We start from the raw sequence: 19,486 nt of genomic DNA, 5'->3' as shown, positions 1-19,486 counted from the left end.
CCTCCTGGAGCCCCCATGCCCACGTTCGGATCGCGCTTGCGGAGCCGCAAGTCGATCGCGTCCGCGGCCGCCATCGCGGTGCTCGCCGGCGTGCCGATCGGCATCGCGGTGCTGCACGAGGGGTTCCCCGTGACCGACCCCGATCTGCGCGTGCGCGACGTGTGGGTGACCAACGCCGAAGAGCTGCTCGCGGGTCGGCTGAACCGCCAGATCGAAGAGCTGGATGCCTCGGTGGCGACGACCTCGAGCGAGGTCGACGTGTTCCAGCACGGCGACGACGTGTTCCTGTACGACCCGGCCGGCGGTTCGATCGAACGGGTCGACCCGTCGTTCACCACGCTCGTCCAGCGCGTGGACGTGCCCCCCGCTTCGACGATCGCGTATGGCGGCGACGTGCTCGCGGTGCTCGCCCCGACCGGTGAGCTGTGGGCGGTGCCGGCCGACGGCGATCTGTCGTTCGACTGGCGCGGCACCGACCCGCTGATCGAGGCCGGCGACGGGGCCGAGGTGGCGGTGAGCTCCGAGGGCACGGTCTTCGTGACCCGCCCCGACGAAGAGGATCTGCTCGCCTTCGAGCGCGGCGCGGACACGCCCTCGAAGACGGTGAAGACCGGCGAACTCGAGCAGCATCAGCTCGCCGCGGTCGGCGAGAAACCCGTCGTGCTCGATCTCGAGTCGCACCGTGTGCTCGTCGACGAACGCACCATCGACCTGCCCGAGGGGGTGCTGCGGCTGCAGCAGTCCGGTCCCGAAGCCGATTCGGTGCTCGTCGCGACCGCCGACGCGCTGCTCGACGTCCCGCTCAGCGGCGGCGAACCGCGCGAATACCCGAGCGAGGCGACTCCGGCCGACACGGCGTCCGGCATCGCCGCCCCGGTGCGCGTGGGCAGCTGCGCCCACGCGGCCTGGGCCGACGCCGGCCGGTACCTGGCGGTCTGCGCGGGCGACGAACCGCACGGGGTCGACCTCGAGCAGTCGACCGCCGGCGGGCGGCTCGAGTTCCGGGTCAATCGCGACGTCGTCGTGCTCAACAATCTGGCGAACGGCGACGCGTGGCTGGTCGATTCCGACCTGCGGCTCGTTGACAACTGGGAGGAAGTGACCCCTCCCGAAGAGACCGACGAGCTCGAGGGCGACGAGAAGAGCTCGGTGCAGACCTTCGAGGACACGCTCGCCGAGCGCACCGAGCAGAACCGTCCACCGACGGCGCGCGACGACGACATCGGGGTCCGCCCCGGTCGGGCGACGGTCGTCGAGGTGCTCGCGAACGACACCGATCCCGACGGCGACGTGCTCACGATCGCCGCCGTGAACGGCGCCTCCGAGTCGGCGGGCGTCCTCGATGTCATCGACGGCGGGCGCGCCCTGCAGTTCACCCCCGCCGACGGCGCGGCGGGCACCACGTCGTTCCGGTACTCGGTGGACGACGGCCGCGGCGGCGTGGCCGAGGCATCCGTCGACCTGCGCATCGTCCCGCTCAGCGAGAACTCGGCCCCCGCGGCGCTGCGCAACGGGGCGGTGAGTCTCGAGCAGGGGCAGCAGATCTCGTACAACCTGCTCGCCGACTGGCGCGACCCCGACGGCGACGACATCTATCTCGTCGACGCGTCGCCGCGCAGCGGCGACAGCGTGCGCACGAGCCCCGACGGCTTCATCACCTTCGAGCACAAGTCGGCCGAGCTCGGCACGAAAGAGGTGGCCTACACGGTCTCCGACGGGGTGACCTCGGCGACCGGCACGTTCACGGTCGAGGTCAAGCCGACCGGTTCGCTGAACCCCGTCGGCACGCCCGACTTCGAACGCACGTTCGCGGGCGAAGCGATCGTCATCGATCCGCTCGCCAACGACCTCACCCCGTCGGGTGCCCCGCTCACCCTGATCGGCGTCCAGGAGACGCCCGCCGGCGCCCAGCTCAGCGTGAACGCCGAACGCGGCACGATCACCTTCTCGAGCGTGAAGGCGGGGGAGTACATCTTCCTCTACGACCTCGGAGCCGGCGCGAACGTCGGGCAGGGGCTCGTGCGCGTGCAGGTCGTCGAACCGCCGGCCGAGGCCTCGCCCCCCATCGCCGTGAAGGACACCGCGTACCTGCGTGCCGACGAGCCGGTCACCGTGCCGGTGCTCGTGAACGACGTGTCGCCCTCGGGTGCCGTGCTCGCGGTGCAGTCGGTCGACGCCAGCGCGACCGACGGCCTCGTCTCGGTCGAGCTCATCACGAACACGGTCGTGCGGGTGAGCGCCTCCGAGGCGATCGACACGCAGTTGCAATTCGAGTACACGATCTCCGACGGGCTGAACACCGCCACCGCGACGGTGACGGTCGTGCCGGTTCCCCCGCTCGTGAAGCACCAGCCGCCGGTGGCCGTCGACGACACCGCGATCGTGCGCGCGGGTGACATCGTGTCGGTGCCCGTCCTGGCCAACGACTACCATCCCGACGCGGCCGAGTTCAGCCTGCTGCCCGACATCGACCAGACGGGTGCGGCCGACGGGCTCGCGTTCGCCGACGGCGACCAGGTGCGGTTCCAGGCGCCCGAGGCGGCCGGTGTGCGCACGGTGGTCTACACCATCGGCGACGACGCCGAGCAGATCTCCCGGGCCACGCTGACCATCACCGTCATCGCGCGCGAGGGCGAGAACCGGCCGCCGGTGCCCACACCGCAGACGTCTCGCACGTTCGCGGGTTCGGCGGTGAAGATCGACGTGCCCCTCGACGGCATCGACCCCGACGGCGACTCGGTGAGCCTGCGTCAGATGGGCGTCGCACCGACGCTCGGCCGCATCCTCGATCGCACGAGCACGTCGTTCACCTACGAGGCGTTCGACGGTGCGAGCGGCACCGACGTGTTCACGTACGAGCTCGAGGACGCACTCGGGGCGACCGCGACCGGCACGATCCGCATCGGCGTCGTGCCGCGGCCGCCGGTGCAGCTGCCGCCGACCGCGGTCGACGACCTCATCGAGATGAAGCCCGGCCGCACCGTCGGCGCCGAGGTGCTGCTGAACGACACGGATCCGAACGGCTATCCGCTGCACGTGGCCGACCTCCCCGAGGTCGACGAGGGCATCGAGGCCGAGATCCGCGACCGCCGTCGCGTCGTGATCACCGCGCCCGACCAGGAGGGCGCGTACACGATCCGGTACGAGATCTCGAACGGGCACGGCGGCGTGGACGCGGCGTTCCTGCAGGTCGTGGTGAGCGAGCAGGCGGTGATCCAGCCGCCGACCGCCGAAGACCAGGTGATCGAACCCGCGCAGGTCGTCTCGGGCGAGTCGGTCACGGTCGATCCGCTGAAGGATGCGACGAACCCGGGCGGGCTCGTCGAAGACCTCGCCGTGACCGTCGAAGGGCCGAACGCCGGTCGTGCCGAGGTCGAGCCGAACGGCACCATCACCGTGAAGCCCGGCAGCCGCCGCTACGCGGTCGCATTCCGGCTGACGAACGAACTCGACGACCTGTCGGCGATGGCGTTCGTGATCGTGCCGCCGGTGCCCGGCGAGGACGACGAGGACGAGGTCGCGCCCGAGACGCAGAAGCCCAAGACGCAGGAAGAGCTCCAGGCGGAGGAACGGGCGAAGTTCCCGGTGCCGCACCTGAAGGACCTCCCCGAGATCATCGTGCCGATGAACGGCAGCGAGTCGTGGACCGTCGACGACCTCGTCGAGGTGCCCTCGGGCCAGCCCGCGACCGTGCTCTCGGCGAATGCGTCGAACGCGCGCACCGATCCGTTCGTGAGCGCGACCGAGCTGCTGTTCGAGCCCGCGAAGGACTACCGCGGCCCCGCGACCCTCACGTTCGAGGTCACCGACGGCAACGGCCCCGATGATCCGGTCGGGCGCAAGGCGATCCTGACGCTGCCCATCACGGTCGGCGACCCCGACTTCAACGACGTCGCCCCGACCTTCACCCCGCGCGCCGAGACGATCGAGGCCGGCGAGACGGCGATCGAGATCGACCTGCGCGCCTCGACCGACCAGCCGAACCCCGACAACATCGAGAAGGTCGCCTACGGCAACCTCAAGGGCACGACCGCCGACATCCAGGCGAAGATCGTCGACGGCGCGACCCTGCAGGTGTCCGCCCCGCTCGGGGTGCAGCCCAACACCTTGACCCGCCTCACCTTCGACCTCACCTTCAACGAGTTCACCGTGCCCGGCTACATCGACGTGAAGGTGGTCTCCTCGAGCCGGCCCGAGGCGAGGGCCAACAAGGATCCGTCCACGGGCGAGATCGAGATCCTGCGCGGCAAGAGTAAGACGATCGACGTGCTCGCCAACGACTTCAACCCGTTCGCCCAGGACGACGTGCCGCTGAAGATCATCGGCGCCGAGATCGACCAGGCCAGCGTGGGCTCCAACGCCCGGGTCTCGTACACCGCGACGAACATCACCGTGACGACGGGGTCGGCGTTCACCGGCACGCTCAGCATCATCTACAAGGTCGAGGACGGCACGAAGGACCCGAACCGGCAGGTGCAGGGCCGCGTCGAGGTCGTCGTGCGCGACGTGCCCGACCGGCCCGGCGCCCCGACCGCGGTGGCGGGCGATGGCAGCGCGACCGTGAAGTGGAGCGCGCCCGCGAACAACAACTCCGCCATCACCGACTACGTGCTCACCTGGACGGGCGGCGGCTCGAAGACCTTCGACGCCAGCGCCGCAGGTAAGAACCAGACGATCCCGCTGACCAACGGCAAGGCCTACACGTTCCAGGTGCAGGCGATCAACGCGAAGGGCGAGAGCCCGGTCTCGGCGGCCTCGGCGTCGGTCACGCCGTGGGGCACGCCCTGGGCTCCCCGGTCGCTGTCGCTCAGCAAGTCCGGCACCTACGCCCCGACGACGGTGAAGGCCGACTGGGCCGCCCCGACCGAGGCTGGCGGCGGCGGTCTCGAGTACCGGGCGTGCATCGACGGCGGATCCTGCAAGTGGGTGAGCACCACGACGGCCTCGTGGCCCAGCGTCGGAACGGGCAAGCACACCGTGACGGTGTACGCCCGCAACGGCGGCGGCAAGTCCGGTCCCGACATCTCCGCGAGCATCACGCTCGAGGCCGAACCGCCGCCGCAGCCCTCCGGCCACATCGGCAAGGGCGCGAGCAAGAACTGCGACAGCGGTGGCAGCGGGTGCGCGAACGTGCGCATCACGTGGAGCGACATGGATCCCGGCACCTACAAGGTGTACGCACTGGCCGGCGGTTCATCGTGCTGCAGCTACCAGCAGCAGGTCACCATCGAGGCGTCCGGCCGGCTCGAGCTGTCGAACCACCTCGGCATCCGGCGCGAGGAGATCGCGGTGAGGTTCGAGAACGTCTCCGGCGGCACCTCGAAGACCCTCGGCGCGATCAGCGGCGACCAGTGGAACGCCCTCCCGTACAACAGCTGGTGAGACATCCGGTCGACGCATCCGACCGAACGAAGTGAGGAACAGATCATGGCAGTGACCCAGGAACAGGCGACGTGGTTCCGCGACGCCTTCGGGCGTCTCGTCGACAACATCGATCAGGCGATCCTCGGCAAGCGCGAGGTGATCGCGCTCGTGCTCACGGCGTTCCTGTCCGACGGGCATGTGCTGCTCGAGGACTTCCCGGGCACCGGCAAGACGGTGCTCGCGAAGGCGCTCGCCAACACGCTCGACGGCACGCACTCGCGGATCCAGTTCACCCCCGACCTGCTCCCGTCCGATGTCACGGGCGTGACGATCTACGACCAGGGCAAGGGCCGGTTCGAGTTCCACCGGGGCCCGATCTTCGCCTCGATCGTGCTCGCCGACGAGATCAACCGAGCCAGCCCGAAGACTCAGTCGGCGCTGCTCGAGGTCATGGAGGAGGGCCGGGTCACCGTCGACGGCGTCGGCTACGAGGTCGAGCCGCCGTTCATGGTCATCGCGACGCAGAACCCCGTCGAGCAGGCGGGCACGTACTCGCTCCCGGAGGCGCAGCTCGACCGCTTCCTGATCAAGACCTCGCTCGGATACCCCGACCACGACACGGCGGTCACGCTGCTGCTCGACTCGGCGAACCGCGCCCGCGCGACCGGGGTCTCGCCGATCATCGCGCCCGGTTCGATCGTGTCGATGGCACGCCTCGCGTCCGATGTCTACGTCGACGCCGCCGTGCTCTCGTACCTGAACGAGCTCGTCACCGCGACGCGCACGCACCCCGACGCGGCGCTCGGCGTGAGCATGCGCGGCGCCCTCGCGCTCGCCCGGGCCGTGAAGACGTGGGCGATCTCGCAGGGGCGCACGTACGTCACCCCCGACGACGTGCGGGCGCTCGCGGTTCCGGTGCTCGCGCACCGCATCATCGTCGATCCCGAGGCCGAGTTCACCGGCACCACCGACCGCGACATCGTCGAGCGAGCCCTCGCCGAGGTCGCGCCGCCGGCCTACCGCGCGGCATGACGACGGCCGCCCGCACCGGAGCGCGTCGCCGGCCCTCGCAGGGCGGCTTCGCGATCCGGACGATCACCCGCTCCGCGGCGCGCACGGCGCGCAACGCCGGTGCGGCGATCGGGCGTGGGCGGGCGTGGGTCGCGGCGGCGGTCGAGCCCGTCACGAGCGTGGTCTCCACGATCGGATGGCTCGTGCTGGCGGCCGCGGTCGGCGCGGGTGCGATCGCGCTCTGGTTCGGCTGGGTCGAGTTCGCGTTCGTGGCGGCGACGCTCGCGGGCGCGGTGCTGCTCGCGGTGCCGTTCGTCTTCGGTCGTGTGCGCTACCGCGTCGAGGTCGAGCTCCAGCCGCGTCGGGTGGTCGCCGGGGAGCGCGCCCTCGGGCGCCTGGTCGTGGTGAACGACGGCACCTCGCCCTCGGTCGGCACCCGCATGGAACTGCCGGTCGGCGCGGGTCTGGCGGAGTTCCGCATCCCGCCGCTCGCACCGTCGGCCCAGCACGACGAGCTGTTCGCGGTGCCCACCCAGCGACGCGCGGTGATCGTGGCGGGCCCCGCGGTCTCGGTGCGCGGCGACGAGCTCGGCCTGCTGCGCCGCACGGTGCGGTGGAACGAGCCGGTCGAGCTGTTCGTGCATCCGCGCACCGCTCGCCTGAAGCCCTCGGCTGCGGGGCTGGTGCGCGACCTCGAGGGCGAGGTCACGGCGAAGATCACCGACCACGACATCTCCTTCCACGCACTGCGCCAGTACGAGCCGGGCGATCCGCTGCGCAACGTGCACTGGCGAAGCTCGGCCCGCACGGGGCAGCTCATGGTGCGCCAGTACGAGGAGACCCGGCGGTCGCAGCTGCTGCTGCTGCTCGCCACCGATCCGGCCCAGTTCGCCGACGAGACCGAGTTCGAGCTCGCGGTGTCGATCTTCGCGTCCCTCGGCGTGCAGATCGTGCGCGACGGCACCGAGATCGCCGCGCAGACCGAGACGCTCGTCGTGCGCACCGCGACCGTCACGAGCGTGCTGGACGATTCCAGCCGGATCGAAGCGGCCGCCTCGACCAAGGCGCTGCGCGAGTTCGCGCGGGATGCCTCGCGGCGCATGCCGTCCGCGAGCGTCGTGATCGCCGTGGTCGGCTCCCGGCTTCCCCTGGCCGAGCTGCGCGCGGTGGAGACCTCGCTCGCGACCGACGTGCAGCTCATCGCGTTCCGTGCGCACGCCGGCGCCGACTCCCGCATCACGAAGGTCGGCTCGAGCCCCGTCGCGACGATCGGCGAGCTCGGCGAGCTGCCCGCGGTCGTTCGGAAGGTGCGGCCATGAGGCGCATCCCGCAGCAGAGCATCGTCGACCTCGCGGTGCTGTCGGTGCTGTGCCTGGTCGCGGTCGCGGGCTTCGAGACGAGCTTCGGCGATCTCAACTTCCTGCTCGCGGCGGTCGGCGGCATCCTCGTCGGCACGGGGGCCGCGGTGGCCGGCAGCCTGCTGCGCCTGCCCGTGCTGCCGACGGTCCTGCTCGGACTGGCCGCCTACTTCGTGCTCGGCACGCCGTTCGCCATGCCCGACCAGGGCATCGGCGTCGTGCTGCCGAGCCTCACCTCGCTCGCGGGGCTCGCGATCGGTGCGGTGTACGGCTGGGCCGACATCGTCACGATCGGAACCCCCGTCGAAGCGCCGTACTACGTCGCCGCCGTGCCGTACGCGGCGACCTGGCTCGTCACGCTCGTCGGCGCACTGCTCGTCCTGCGCTGGCTGCCCCGGCGGCGCACCGTGCTGCGGGCGGCGGTGCTGCTGATCGGGCCGATCGTGCTCTACCTCTCGGGCATCCTGCTCGGCACCGACGAGCCGTTCCTGGCTGCGGTCCGCGGCGTCGCGTTCGCCGCGATCGCCCTCGTCTGGCTCGCGTGGCGCCGCGGCTCCGTGCTCGAGGCCGAGGGCGAGAGCCGCGGTCGCGGCGCCGGCCGACGGCTCGCCGGATCGGCGACCGTCGTCGGCGGTGCCGTGGTGATCGGCGCGGTCGCCGGGCTCGCCTGGGCGCCCGTGTCCACCGACCGTTTCGTCCTGCGCGACGAGATCGTGCCGCCGTTCGACGCCCGCGAGTTCGCGAGCCCGCTGGCCGGGTTCCGGCAGTACACGAAAGACCTCGCCGAGGAGCCGCTGTTCACCGTCTCCGGCCTCGAGCCGGGCGACGTGCTGCGTCTGGCCACGATGGACGCCTACACGGGCCGACTGTGGAACGTCGCCGGCCCCGAGGCATCCGTGGCCGACGGCGGCTACGCGATCGTGGGCGAGACCCTGCCGGCTCCTGCGCTGGCCGACCTCGGCAGCGAGCGCGACGTGACCGTCGACGTGGCGGCGTACCACGACGTCTGGATGCCCACGGTGGGCTACGGCGACCGACTCGAACTGCTCGACGCGGGCACGAGCGAGCGGGCGGGCGACGTGCGCTACAACCCCGAGGCGGGCACCGCCGTGCTCACGAGCGGCATCGCCGAGGGGGCACGGTACGAGGTGCAGTCCCGGGTGCAGCGCGAGCCCGACACCTCGCAGCTCATCGACGTGCCCGTCGCCCGCATCGACGAGGGCTCGGTGCAGAACGTGCCCGACGTGGTCGCGGCCAAGGCCGAGGAGTTCGCGGGCGATGCGACGAGCGCGATCGAGCAGCTCCGCAACCTGGAGTCCGCGCTGAAGACGAACGGGTTCCTGAGCCACGGGCTCGCGTCCGACGCCATCGCCTCCCGCGCCGGGCACGGCGCCGACCGCATGGCCGAGCTCTTCACCCGGTCCGAGATGATCGGCGACGAAGAGCAGTACGCGTCCGCGATGGCGCTGATGGCCCGTCATCTCGGCTACCCCGCGCGCGTCGTCATGGGCTTCGCGCCCGAGGTGGAGCAGGGCCAGGACTCCGTCGAGGTGCTCGGCGCGGACGTCACGGCCTGGGTCGAGGTGCCGTTCGAGGGCGTCGGCTGGATCAGCTTCCACCCCACTCCCGATCAGATGGACGTCCCGCAGGAGCAGACGCCGAAGCCGAAGAGCGAGCCGCAGCCCCAGGTCCGGCAGCCTCCGCGAGCCGAGCGTCCCGAAGACGACCTGCTGACGACGGTCGAGATCGACGAGACGGACGACGAGGACCGGGATCACCCGTTCCAGATCCCGGGCTGGGTGTGGGTCGCCACCGGGTCGGTGATGGTTCCGCTCGCGATCGTGTTCCTGCCGATGCTCGTCGTCGCGCTGCGCAAGCGGGCGCGTCGCGCGCGGCGGCGCGGTGCACCGAACGCGCGCAGCGCCGCGGGCGCCTGGGACGAACTGCTCGACCGCAGCGCCGAGCTGGGACTCGAACCGCCCGAGCGCGCCTCCAGGCTGCAGACGGCCGCGGTGCTGGAGCGTCAGTTCGGCGAGCAGGGCCTCGCGCCCGAGGTCGACGGCCGGCGGGTGAACCTGCTCGAGCTGGCCGCCACGGTCGATCGCGACGTGTTCGACGGTCGCGAGGTGAGCGACACGACGGCCGCGCAGCGGTGGACCGAGGCCGACGCGGTCGCCGCCGCGATCGGCGCGACCGCCGGACGCGCGCGGCGGTTCGTGGCGCGGTACCGGTTCCGGCGACGGCGGCCTCGCTCGTAAGGTGGAGATGTGGCCGAGCCCGAGTTCATCGTTCCGCCGCCCGGGTTGCTGCCCGAGCCAGAGCCCGAGTCGGCGCGCGCCGACGAGCGGGCGCACGAGCCCACGACGCGACTGCAGGCGCTGAACGCGTCGGTGTCGCGTTCGCCGATCGTGGTTCCCGCGTCCGGTCCGGTGCTGCCGCGCGGGGCGGTCCCGGCGGCGCTGCCGCTGCCGCCGATCGCGATGCCCGCCCAGCCGCCCGCGCCGGCCGCGCCGCCGCCGGCACCGGCGCCCGCGCCGGTCGCCGCCCAGCCTGCGGCTCCGGGTGCGCCGTCTGCGCCGCCCGCACCGCCGGCGCAGACGGTCGTCTGGCGGCTGCGCACGTCCGTCGGCGGCGAGATCCAGGTCGGCGGGCGAGTGGTGCTCGGTCGAGCGCCGTCCGCGGCCGATGCCGGGCCCGGCGGGGTCGCGGTGCCGTTGCACGACCCCGAGCGCACCGTCTCCAAGGTGCACGCGGTGGTCGTGCCCGACGGCGACGCCCTCCTCGTGACCGACGCGAACTCCACGAACGGGGTCACCGTGCGCGGTGCCGACGGCACTTCGGTCGAACTCCCGTCGGGCGCCAGCGCGCGGGTCGCGGCGGGCGCGGTGCTGGTGCTCGGCCGGTTCGTGCTGGCCGTCGAGGGCCCGCAGGGCGTCACGCGGTGAGGCACGGCGCCGCGACCGTGTACCCTGAAGGGGTGCGTGCGCAGCGACTTCTCCTTCGGTGCCGCGGCGGGGCCTCGTCCTAGGCCATCCCCGCCGCGGAGTCCGTCGACGGCTTGAATCCAGTCAGAACCGAGGAGACCCCCGCATGAACGACAGCGCGACGACGCATCCGCGCACCCTGGCCGAGAAGGTGTGGCAAGCCCACCTGGTCAAGCAGGGTGAGCATGGCGAACCCGACCTGATCTACATCGACCTGCACCTGGTGCACGAGGTCACCAGCCCGCAGGCCTTCGACGGCCTGCGCATGGCCGGTCGCCCCGTGCGCCGCCCCGATCTCACGATCGCGACCGAAGACCACAACACGCCGACGCTCGACATCGACAAGCCGATCGCCGACCTCACGAGCCGCACGCAGATCGAGACGCTGCGCCGCAACGCCGCCGAGTTCGGCATCCGCATCCACTCGCTCGGCGACAAGGAACAGGGCATCGTCCACGTCGTCGGCCCCCAGCTGGGCCTCACCCAGCCCGGCATCACGGTGGTGTGCGGCGACTCGCACACCTCCACCCACGGCGCCTTCGGGGCGATGGCGTTCGGCATCGGCACGAGCGAGGTCGAGCACGTGCTCGCCACGCAGACGCTGCCGCTGAAGCCGTTCAAGACCATGGCGATCAACGTCGAGGGCACGCTGCGCCCCGGTGTCACCGCGAAGGACATCATCCTGGCGGTGATCGCCAAGATCGGCACCGGCGGCGGTCAGGGCTACGTGCTCGAGTACCGCGGCTCGGCGATCCGCGCGCTGTCGATGGACGGCCGCATGACGATCTGCAACATGTCGATCGAGGCGGGCGCCCGGGCCGGCATGGTCGCACCGGATGACACGACCTTCGCGTACCTGCAGGGCCGTCCGCACGCTCCCGAGGGCGAGGACTGGGACGCGGCCGTCGAGTACTGGCGCACGCTGCGCACCGACGAGGGCGCGACCTTCGACGCCGAGGTGTTCATCGACGCCGACACGCTCGAACCGTTCGTCACGTGGGGCACGAACCCCGGCCAGGGCGTGTCGCTCAGCGACGCGGTGCCCGACCCGGCGGCGATCGCCGACCAGCACGAACGCGCCGCCGCCGAGCGCGCACTCGAGTACATGGCCCTCGAGCCCGGCACCCCGCTGAAGGACATCCGGGTGGATGCGGTGTTCATGGGCTCGTGCACGAACAGCCGCATCGAAGACCTGAGGGCCTTCGCCTCGATCATCAAGGGCCGCCGGAAGGCCGACGGGGTGCGGGTCATGGTCGTGCCCGGTTCGGCGCGGGTGCGCCTGGAGGCCGAGGCCGAGGGCCTCGACAAGGTGTTCACCGAGTTCGGCGCCGAGTGGCGGTTCGCCGGCTGCTCGATGTGTCTGGGGATGAACCCCGACCAGCTCGCCCCGGGCGAGCGGTGCGCCTCGACGTCGAACCGCAACTTCGAGGGGCGGCAGGGCAAGGGCGGCCGCACCCACCTGGTGTCGCCGCTGGTCGCCGCGGCCACCGCGATCCGCGGCACGCTGTCGAGTCCGTGGGATCTCGAGCAGGAGGGCGCGGACGCCGCGACCCCCGTCGCTCGCGAGGTCGAGGGGGTGCGGGCCTGATGGAGAAGATCACCACCGTCACGGGCGTCGCGGTGCCGCTGCGCCGCTCGAACGTCGACACCGACCAGATCATCCCCGCCGTGTTCCTGAAGCGGGTCACGAAGACCGGCTTCGACGACGCGCTGTTCCACGGGTGGCGCCAGGACCCCGAGTTCATCCTCAACGATCCGGCGTACGCCGGTGCGCGGGTGCTCATCGCCGGCCCCGACTTCGGCACCGGGTCGAGCCGCGAGCACGCGGTCTGGGCGTTGCGCGACTACGGCTTCCAGGTCGTCATCAGCTCCCGCTTCGGCGACATCTTCCGCGGCAACTCGGGCAAACAGGGGCTGCTGGCCGCGCAGGTGGCCTACGAGGACATCGAGCGCATCTGGGAGGTCGTCGAGGCCGACCCGGGAATGCCGGTCACCGTCGATCTCGTTGCACGGACGGTGACCGCGGGTGACCTCCAGGTCCCGTTCGACATCGACGACTACACTCGGTGGCGACTGCTGGAGGGCCTCGACGACATCGGACTCACCCTCCGAGACGAAGCCGCCATCACCGAATTCGAAGCACATCGAGAGGCGTGGCGGCCGAAGACCCTCCCCATCCGGGAGTCGTAGGAAGCAGGGAACTGAGTGAACACACTCGTGGACGACGCGAAGCAGCACGGATCAGCAGTGGGACTTCCCGCGGATCGCATCACGATCAACGGCGGCAAGCCGTTGCGGGGGCGCATCGAGCTGAAGGGCGCGAAGAACCTCGTCACCAAGGCGATGGTCGCCGCGATCCTCGGCGACACGCCGAGCGTGCTGAAGGACGTGCCCGACATCAGCGATGTGCGCATCGTCCGGGGCCTGCTCGAGGTGCACGGCGTGACCGTGACCAAGGGTGCGCCCGATGAGCTCGTGCTCGACCCGTCGGGCGTCGCGCAGGCGCACATGGCCGACATCGACGCCCACGCCGGCTCGAGCCGCATCCCGATCCTGTTCTGCGGGCCGCTGCTGCACCGGCTCGGCGAGGCGTTCATCCCCGATCTCGGCGGCTGCCGCATCGGCGACCGGCCCATCGACTACCACCTCGAGGTGCTGCGCAACTTCGGCGCCGTCGTCGAGAAGCTTCCGAGCGGCATCCGCATGACCGCGCCGAACGGCCTGCACGGTGCGAAGGTGTCCCTGCCGTACCCCAGCGTGGGCGCGACCGAGCAGGTGTTGCTCACCGCGGTGCTCGCTGACGGCATCACCGAGCTCAGCGGGGCGGCGATCGAGCCCGAGATCATGGATCTCGTCAACATCCTGCAGAAGATGGGCGCGATCATCACGGTCGAGACCGACCGGGTCATCCGCATCGAGGGCGTCGACCGGCTCCGCGGCTACACGCACCGCGCGCTGTTCGACCGCAACGAGGCCGCGAGCTGGGCGGCGGCGGCGCTCGCGACCGAGGGCGACATCTTCATCGGCGGTGCGCGCCAGGCCGAGATGCTCACGTTCCTCAACATCTTCCGCAAGGTGGGCGGCGCCTTCGAGATCGAAGAGGACGGCATCCGCTTCTACCACCCGGGCGGTGAGCTGAAGCCGGTGATCATCGAGACCGATGTGCACCCGGGCTTCATGACCGACTGGCAGCAGCCGCTGGTCATCGCGCTCACGAAGGCCAAGGGCGTGTCGATCGTGCACGAGACGGTCTACGAGCAGCGATTCGGTTTCGTCGACGCGCTCGTCGAGATGGGGGCGTCCATCGAGGTGCACAAGGAGTGCCTCGGCGGCCGGCCGTGCCGGTTCGGGCAGCGGAACTTCCAGCACTCGGCGGTCATCTCGGGCCCGAGCCCCCTGGTCGGCGCCGACATCGAGGTGCCCGACCTGCGCGGCGGGTTCAGCCACCTGATCGCGGCGCTGACGGCCGAGGGCCGTTCGACGGTGTCGAACGTCGGCATCATCGCCCGCGGGTACGAGAACTTCATCGGCAAGCTCGAACTGCTCGGGGCGGACTTCGAGCTCGTCGCATAATGGGGGAGTGCCACATCCCGACCCGTCGTCCGGGGCGCCCGTGAGCGGGCATCAGCAGACGCGCGAGCCCCGCGAGACCCGTCGCCCCTCGTTCTTCTGGCTGCTCGCCGCCCTGGTCCTGCCGATCTGGAACCTCGGCGTGAAGTACCGCTTCCACGGCAGGCTGCCGTTGCAGGGGGCGTTCGTGCTGTCGCCGAACCACTACAGCGAGATCGACCCGCTCGTCATGGGCGTCGCGAGCTGGAAGCTCGGTCGCCTGCCGCGGTTCCTCGCGAAGGCGTCGCTGTTCACGGTGCCGGTGGTCGGATGGCTGCTGCGCACGTCGGGGCAGATCCCCGTGGAGCGGCACGGGTCGAAGGGCCACCAGGCGATCCGCGCCGCCGAAGAGCTGGTCGAGAAGGGCCGGATGGTCATCGTCTACCCCGAGGGATCGCTCACCCGCGACCCCGACCTGTGGCCGATGCGCGGCAAGACGGGTGCGGTGCGGATCGCACTCGAGCAGGACATCCCGCTCATCCCGGCGGCCCACTGGGGCACCCAGGCGATCATGCCGCGCTACGGCAAGAAGATCAGCCTGTTCCCGCGCAAGACGGTCGACGTCATCATCGGCGAACCGCTCGATCTCTCGGCCTACCGGGGCCGGCCGCTCGATCAGGCGACGCTGACCGCTGCGACTGCCGAGCTGATGGACGCGATCACCGCACTCCTCGCGGAGATCCGCGACGAGCCGGCGCCCGCCGAGCGATGGGATCCGCTCCAGCACGGCCAGAAGGAGACCGGCCGCCTTGAGGAATAGACCCGCCCCGCGCCGCGGCCCGGGCAAGCGCGTCGCCGTCCTCGGCGCCGGCAGCTGGGGCACGACGTTCGCGAAGATCCTGGCCGACGGGGGCGCCGACGTGGTCGTGTGGGCACGCCGCCCCGAGCTCGCCCGCGAGATCCAGGAGGCCAAGCGCAACAGCGACTACCTCCCGGGCGTGAACCTGCCGGTGAACCTGCGCGCGACGAGCCGGCTCGACCTCGCGCTCGCCGGCGCCGAGCAGGTGTACGTGTCCGTGCCGAGCCAGTCGCTGCGCGACAACCTGAAGCTCGCCGCCCCGCACCTGCACGCCGACGCCACCATCGTGTCGCTCATGAAGGGCGTCGAGAAGTCCACGGGGCTGCGCATGAGCGAGGTGATCGCCGAGGTGCTGCCCATCGATACCGCGAAGGTCGCGGTGGTCAGCGGACCGAACCTCGCGCTCGAGATCGCGAAGGAGCAGCCCACGGCGGCGGTCGTGGCATCCGACAGCCTCGAAACCGCGCAGGCCGTGGCCTCCGTCGCGCGCAACCGCTACTTCCGCAGCTTCGTGAACACCGACGTGATCGGCACCGAGTTCGGCGGCGTGCTGAAGAACCTGATCGCCGTCGCCATCGGCATCGTCGACGGCGTCGGCTACGGCGAGAACACGAAGGCGTCGATCATCACGCGCGGTCTCGTCGAGATGACCGACTTCGCCGTCGCGTACGGCGCGCAGCGCGACACCCTCGCGGGCCTCGCGGGCCTCGGCGACCTGATCGCGACCAGCCAGTCGCCGCTCAGCCGCAACAACACCGCCGGGCGGCTGCTCGGTCGCGGGTACCGGCTGGCCGACGTGGTGAAGCAGATGCAGCAGACCACCGAGGGGCTCGCGAGCGTGGGGCCGATCCTCGAGCTCGCGAAGGCGAAGGGCGTCGAGATGCCCATCGTCGAGCAGGTGAGGCAGGTCCTCGCCGGGACGATGGACCCGAAGGACATCGCACCCCATCTCACGACCGATGACGAGCCCCAGGGCGAAAGGACTCTCGATGACCAGGCGCAGGGTGGTTCTGCTGTTCGGCGGGCGCTCAAGCGAGCATTCGATCAGCTGCGCGACGGCGGGCGGAGTGCTCGGGGCGATCGACCGTAGCCGGTACGAGGTCGTCCCCGTCGGCATCACGCGCGACGGGGCGTTCGTGCTCGAGCAGGACGATCCCGGACGGTTCGCGCTGGACCCCGCGCGACTGCCCGAGGTGGTCGACAACGGCACCCGCGTCAGCTGGCCCGTCAGCGCGGCCTCGCGCGAGCTTCGCGTGACGGATGCCTCGGGCGAACGTTCGCTCGGCGACGTCGACGTGGTGTTCCCGATCCTGCACGGCCGGTTCGGCGAGGACGGCACCGTGCAGGGCCTGCTCGAGCTGGTCGGACTGCCGTACATCGGCAACGGCGTGCTCGCGTCGGCGATCGGCATGGACAAGCACGTCACGAAGACCGTGCTCGAGGGCGCCGGGCTCGAGGTGGCGCCGTGGGTCACGCTCACGCGCGCGGCGCTCGCGGCCGATCCCGAGCTGTGGACCCGCCGGGTGCAGTCCCTCGGGCTGCCGGTGTTCGTGAAGCCGTCGCGTGCGGGCAGCTCCGTCGGGGTGACGAAGGTCGCCGACTGGGCCGAGCTGGACGCCGCACTCGACGTGGCGTTCGCGGAGGACCGCGCCGTGCTCGTCGAGCAGGCCGTCGTCGGGCGCGAGCTCGAGGTCGCGGTGCTCGGCGGGCGCGACGGCGAGGCGCCGCGGGTGAGCGTCGCGGGCGAGATCGTGGTCACCGGCCGCGAGTTCTACGACTTCGAGGCGAAGTACCTCGACGCCCCGGGCGTCGAGCTGGTGTGCCCGGCCGACCTCGGCGACCACGAGCTGTTCGAACTGCAGCGGGTCGCCCGTCGAGCGTTCGAGGCGATCGGCGGCGAAGGCCTCGCCCGTGTCGACGTGTTCCTCACGGATGCGGGGTTCGTGGTCAACGAGGTGAACACGATGCCGGGCTTCACGCCCATCTCGATGTTCCCGACCTGCTGGCTGCGGTCGGGGCTCGCCTACCCCGAGCTGATCACCGAGCTGATCGAGGTCGGGCTGGCGCGCGGCGCGCGCTGAGCCGAGCGCGGCTCAGTCGTCGAGGGCGTCGGTGACGTCGTCGGGCGATGTGCACGCGCCGTCGGCGGGCACAGCCGACACCGCCGTCGACAGGTCGGCGATCACGGTGGTGCCCGACACCTGCTCGGAGTCGACGATCACCTCGACCGCGGGCGTGCGCCCGTACGTCGTGAAACGGTAGTTCGGGGCATCCGCGGGGTCGATGATCCAGTCGACGCCGTCGTACGAGACGCATTCGAGCTCGGTGGGGCCGGGTGCCGGCACACCGCAGCGCAGCAGCACCGCGGCGGGGTCGCCCCACGCGCCGGTGCCCTGCGCATCGGTCTCGCGCTCCGCGAGCCCGGCGACGGCGTCGGGCAGGCGCACCGCGACGTCGGCGCACGCCACGTCGGCCGCATCGTCGGCGGGCTCGAGCGACACCGCGCGGGCGCAGCCCGTGAGCAGCGCCGCGCCGGCCGCGAGGGCGAGCGCGAGTGCGCCCGCGCGGGCCGTGCGAGAGGTACGTGCGACGAGCGGGGTGCGGGGCTGGAGCGGGCGGGGCATCCGGATCAGGCTAGCGTGGAACGCATGGAGACGGCTGGGCGCGACGAGCGCGACGATCGCGGCCCCGACTCGGCGACCATCGCCTCCCTCGGCGAGTCGGCGGTGCTCGCGCGCGTGCTGCCGAGGCTCGTCTCGGGCGATGCGGCGCTGCTCGGCCCCGGCGACGACGCCGCGGTCCTCGCCGCCCCCGACCGGCGTTACGTCGTCACGACCGACCTCATGGTGCACGGGCCCGACTTCCGGCTCGCCTGGTCGACCCCGCACGATCTCGGCTGGAAGGCGGCGGCCACGAACCTCACCGACGTCGCGGCGATGGGGGCGAGGCCGACGGCGCTGGTCGTCGCGATCGCCGCGCCGCCGTCGATGCCGGTCGAGGTGCTCGAGGGCATCGCCGACGGTCTGCGCGACGGGCTCGCGCGGCTCGCACCCGGCGCGGGCGTCGTCGGCGGCGACCTGTCGGCGTCGACGGTGCTCACGATCGCGGTCACCGCGTTCGGCGACCTCGAGGGGCGCGCGCCGGTGCTGCGCTCGGGCGCGCGGCCCGGCGAGGTGATCGCGCACGCCGGCGAGCGGGGGCTCGCCGCTCGCGGCCTGCGGCTGCTGTTCGATCACGGGACGGATGCCGCGGGCGAGCCCGATCCCGCCGCGGCCGCACGCGTGCGCGCGGAGCATCCGGTCGAGGTCGCAGCCCAGCTCGCGCCGGCACCGCCGGTGGCGGCCGGAGTCGTCGCCGCGCGCGCCGGTGCGACCGCGATGCTCGACGTGTCCGACGGGCTCGCGCGCGATGCGCTGCGCATCGCGCAGGCCAGCGGCGTCGCGATCGACTTCGACGCGGCATCCCTGGGCGACGATCCGCGCCTCGCGCTCGCCGGCGCCGAAGATCACGGCCTGCTGGCGGCGTTCCCGTCCGGCACCGTGCCGCCCGAGCCGTTCACCGTGATCGGCCGAGCGGTCGCGGGCGAGCCCGCGGTGCTGCTCGACGGCGTCGACGTGGCCGCCGGCGGCTGGGATCCGTACGCCGGGTGGGACGGCCGGGCCGGCTGAGCCGCGCCGACGGGTCAGCCTCGGCCGGTCAGCGTCGGCTGCTCTGCGCCGACGGGTCAGCGCCGACGGGTCTGCGCCGACGGGTCAGGGGCCGGCGGGGGCCGCGTCGGCCCACCACAGCGTGGTCTCGCCGTAGTCGCGTCGCCGGGCCGGCTCGAGCCCGGCCGGCCAGGTCGGCTCGGGGGAGCGCGAGCTGCGCTCGACGACGACGACCGCGTCGGGCGAGAGCCGCGGCACGACGAGGGCCAGGTCGCGCGCCAGTTCGGGCTCGCCGAGGTCGTACGGCGGATCGATGAAGACCAGGTCGGCCGTGGCATCCGAGTGTTCGAGGTGCGCGGCGACGGGGCGCGCGTCGACCCGGATCCTGGGCGTGCCGCTGCGGGGCGCCGCCCGGCGCACCGCGTCCGCGTTGGCGCGGCAGACGTCTGCGGCGGGCTTCGACCGCTCCACGAGCACGACCTCGGCCGCGCCGCGACTGGCCGCCTCGAGCCCGAGCGCGCCCGAACCCGCGTACAGGTCGAGCACGCGGGCGCCGTCGACCAGGTCGCGCGACTCGAGCGCGGAGAAGATCGCCTCGCGCACGCGGTCGCTGGTCGGTCGGGTGCCCGAGCGCGGCACGCGGAGCGCGAGCGAGCCGGCGAAGCCTGAGATGATCCGGGTCATGCTCCCGGCAGCATAGCCCGCGGCGAGCCT

General features: G+C 71.9%; 14 protein-coding genes. 12 read left to right on the top strand and 2 right to left on the bottom strand.

Features of this window, described 5'->3' with window-relative positions; genetic code table 11:
• Window positions 1-15 precede the first annotated feature (15 nt).
• The 11 genes from MTO99_RS06550 to MTO99_RS06500 all read left to right on the top strand — a co-directional run bounded on the left by MTO99_RS06550 (window position 16) and on the right by MTO99_RS06500 (window position 17,206).
• Window positions 16-5,382 (top strand): Ig-like domain-containing protein, encoded by a 5,367-nt coding sequence (locus MTO99_RS06550; RefSeq protein WP_243557992.1) that lies wholly within the window; start codon window positions 16-18, stop codon window positions 5,380-5,382.
• Between the two features lie 45 nt (window positions 5,383-5,427).
• The gene (locus MTO99_RS06545; RefSeq protein ID WP_243557991.1) at window positions 5,428-6,396 is read left to right on the top strand and encodes an AAA family ATPase; all 969 of its coding nucleotides are present in this window, start codon (window positions 5,428-5,430) and stop codon (window positions 6,394-6,396) included.
• Window positions 6,393-7,694 (top strand): DUF58 domain-containing protein, encoded by a 1,302-nt coding sequence (locus MTO99_RS06540; protein WP_243557989.1) that lies wholly within the window; start codon window positions 6,393-6,395, stop codon window positions 7,692-7,694. The genes MTO99_RS06545 and MTO99_RS06540 overlap by 4 nt, the downstream gene beginning before the upstream one ends.
• Window positions 7,691-9,991 carry a transglutaminase TgpA family protein gene (locus MTO99_RS06535; RefSeq protein WP_243557986.1) on the top strand — a complete coding sequence of 767 codons (2,301 nt, stop codon included), beginning with the start codon at window positions 7,691-7,693 and terminating at the stop codon, window positions 9,989-9,991. The genes MTO99_RS06540 and MTO99_RS06535 overlap by 4 nt, the downstream gene beginning before the upstream one ends.
• 9 nt (window positions 9,992-10,000) lie before the next feature.
• The gene (locus MTO99_RS06530; protein ID WP_243557984.1) at window positions 10,001-10,678 is read left to right on the top strand and encodes an FHA domain-containing protein; all 678 of its coding nucleotides are present in this window, start codon (window positions 10,001-10,003) and stop codon (window positions 10,676-10,678) included.
• A gap of 145 nt (window positions 10,679-10,823) precedes the next feature.
• A complete protein-coding gene (gene leuC / locus MTO99_RS06525; RefSeq protein WP_243557982.1) occupies window positions 10,824-12,305 on the top strand; it encodes a 3-isopropylmalate dehydratase large subunit in 1,482 nt (493 codons plus the stop codon).
• Window positions 12,305-12,907: a 3-isopropylmalate dehydratase small subunit gene (gene leuD / locus MTO99_RS06520; protein ID WP_243557980.1), complete on the top strand. Its 603-nt coding sequence runs from the start codon at window positions 12,305-12,307 to the stop codon at window positions 12,905-12,907. The genes leuC and leuD overlap by 1 nt, the downstream gene beginning before the upstream one ends.
• A gap of 15 nt (window positions 12,908-12,922) precedes the next feature.
• Entirely contained in the window at window positions 12,923-14,290 is a 1,368-nt protein-coding gene (gene murA, locus MTO99_RS06515; RefSeq protein ID WP_435520806.1) for a UDP-N-acetylglucosamine 1-carboxyvinyltransferase, read from the top strand.
• Window positions 14,291-14,297: 7 nt separating this feature from the next.
• Window positions 14,298-15,086 carry a lysophospholipid acyltransferase family protein gene (locus tag MTO99_RS06510; protein ID WP_435520805.1) on the top strand — a complete coding sequence of 263 codons (789 nt, stop codon included), beginning with the start codon at window positions 14,298-14,300 and terminating at the stop codon, window positions 15,084-15,086.
• Window positions 15,076-16,215, top strand: coding sequence for an NAD(P)H-dependent glycerol-3-phosphate dehydrogenase (locus tag MTO99_RS06505; protein ID WP_243557976.1), 1,140 nt, complete (start codon window positions 15,076-15,078; stop codon window positions 16,213-16,215). Before MTO99_RS06510 ends, MTO99_RS06505 begins: the two co-directional genes overlap by 11 nt.
• Window positions 16,115-17,206 (top strand): D-alanine--D-alanine ligase family protein, encoded by a 1,092-nt coding sequence (locus tag MTO99_RS06500; RefSeq protein WP_243557974.1) that lies wholly within the window; start codon window positions 16,115-16,117, stop codon window positions 17,204-17,206. The genes MTO99_RS06505 and MTO99_RS06500 overlap by 101 nt, the downstream gene beginning before the upstream one ends.
• Window positions 17,207-17,218: 12 nt before the next feature.
• Here the strand turns inward: MTO99_RS06500 and MTO99_RS06495 are convergent, their stop codons facing one another.
• Window positions 17,219-17,749, bottom strand: coding sequence for a DUF3515 family protein (locus tag MTO99_RS06495; protein WP_243557972.1), 531 nt, complete (start codon window positions 17,747-17,749; stop codon window positions 17,219-17,221).
• Between the two features lie 24 nt (window positions 17,750-17,773).
• Here MTO99_RS06495 and thiL point away from each other — a divergent pair, with 24 nt between their 5' ends.
• Window positions 17,774-18,793: a thiamine-phosphate kinase gene (thiL, locus tag MTO99_RS06490; protein ID WP_243557970.1), complete on the top strand. Its 1,020-nt coding sequence runs from the start codon at window positions 17,774-17,776 to the stop codon at window positions 18,791-18,793.
• 84 nt (window positions 18,794-18,877) lie between these two features.
• On the opposite strand, the gene rsmD is transcribed toward thiL, so the two are convergent.
• Complete coding sequence (gene rsmD, locus MTO99_RS06485) at window positions 18,878-19,456, bottom strand: 16S rRNA (guanine(966)-N(2))-methyltransferase RsmD (protein WP_243557968.1); 579 nt, start codon at window positions 19,454-19,456, stop codon at window positions 18,878-18,880.
• Window positions 19,457-19,486 lie beyond the last annotated feature (30 nt).

The organism is Agromyces larvae, assembly GCF_022811705.1.
GTDB lineage: Bacteria > Actinomycetota > Actinomycetes > Actinomycetales > Microbacteriaceae > Agromyces > Agromyces larvae.
The sequence above is the reverse complement of the archived record's forward strand: the minus strand, read 5'-3'. Positions and strand labels throughout refer to the sequence as shown.

What these genes read in the sequence shown, in the direction of transcription:
- MTO99_RS06550 (WP_243557992.1), top strand. Translation starts at nt 16, where the DNA reads ATGCCCACGTTCGGATCGCGCTTGCGGAGCCGCAAGTCGATCGCGTCC.
- MTO99_RS06545 (WP_243557991.1), top strand. Translation starts at nt 5,428, where the DNA reads ATGGCAGTGACCCAGGAACAGGCGACGTGGTTCCGCGACGCCTTCGGG.
- MTO99_RS06540 (WP_243557989.1), top strand. Translation starts at nt 6,393, where the DNA reads ATGACGACGGCCGCCCGCACCGGAGCGCGTCGCCGGCCCTCGCAGGGC.
- MTO99_RS06535 (WP_243557986.1), top strand. Translation starts at nt 7,691, where the DNA reads ATGAGGCGCATCCCGCAGCAGAGCATCGTCGACCTCGCGGTGCTGTCG.
- leuC (WP_243557982.1), top strand. Translation starts at nt 10,824, where the DNA reads ATGAACGACAGCGCGACGACGCATCCGCGCACCCTGGCCGAGAAGGTG.
- leuD (WP_243557980.1), top strand. Translation starts at nt 12,305, where the DNA reads ATGGAGAAGATCACCACCGTCACGGGCGTCGCGGTGCCGCTGCGCCGC.
- MTO99_RS06500 (WP_243557974.1), top strand. Translation starts at nt 16,115, where the DNA reads ATGACCAGGCGCAGGGTGGTTCTGCTGTTCGGCGGGCGCTCAAGCGAG.
- MTO99_RS06495 (WP_243557972.1), bottom strand. Translation starts at nt 17,749, where the DNA reads ATGCCCCGCCCGCTCCAGCCCCGCACCCCGCTCGTCGCACGTACCTCT.
- thiL (WP_243557970.1), top strand. Translation starts at nt 17,774, where the DNA reads ATGGAGACGGCTGGGCGCGACGAGCGCGACGATCGCGGCCCCGACTCG.
- rsmD (WP_243557968.1), bottom strand. Translation starts at nt 19,456, where the DNA reads ATGACCCGGATCATCTCAGGCTTCGCCGGCTCGCTCGCGCTCCGCGTG.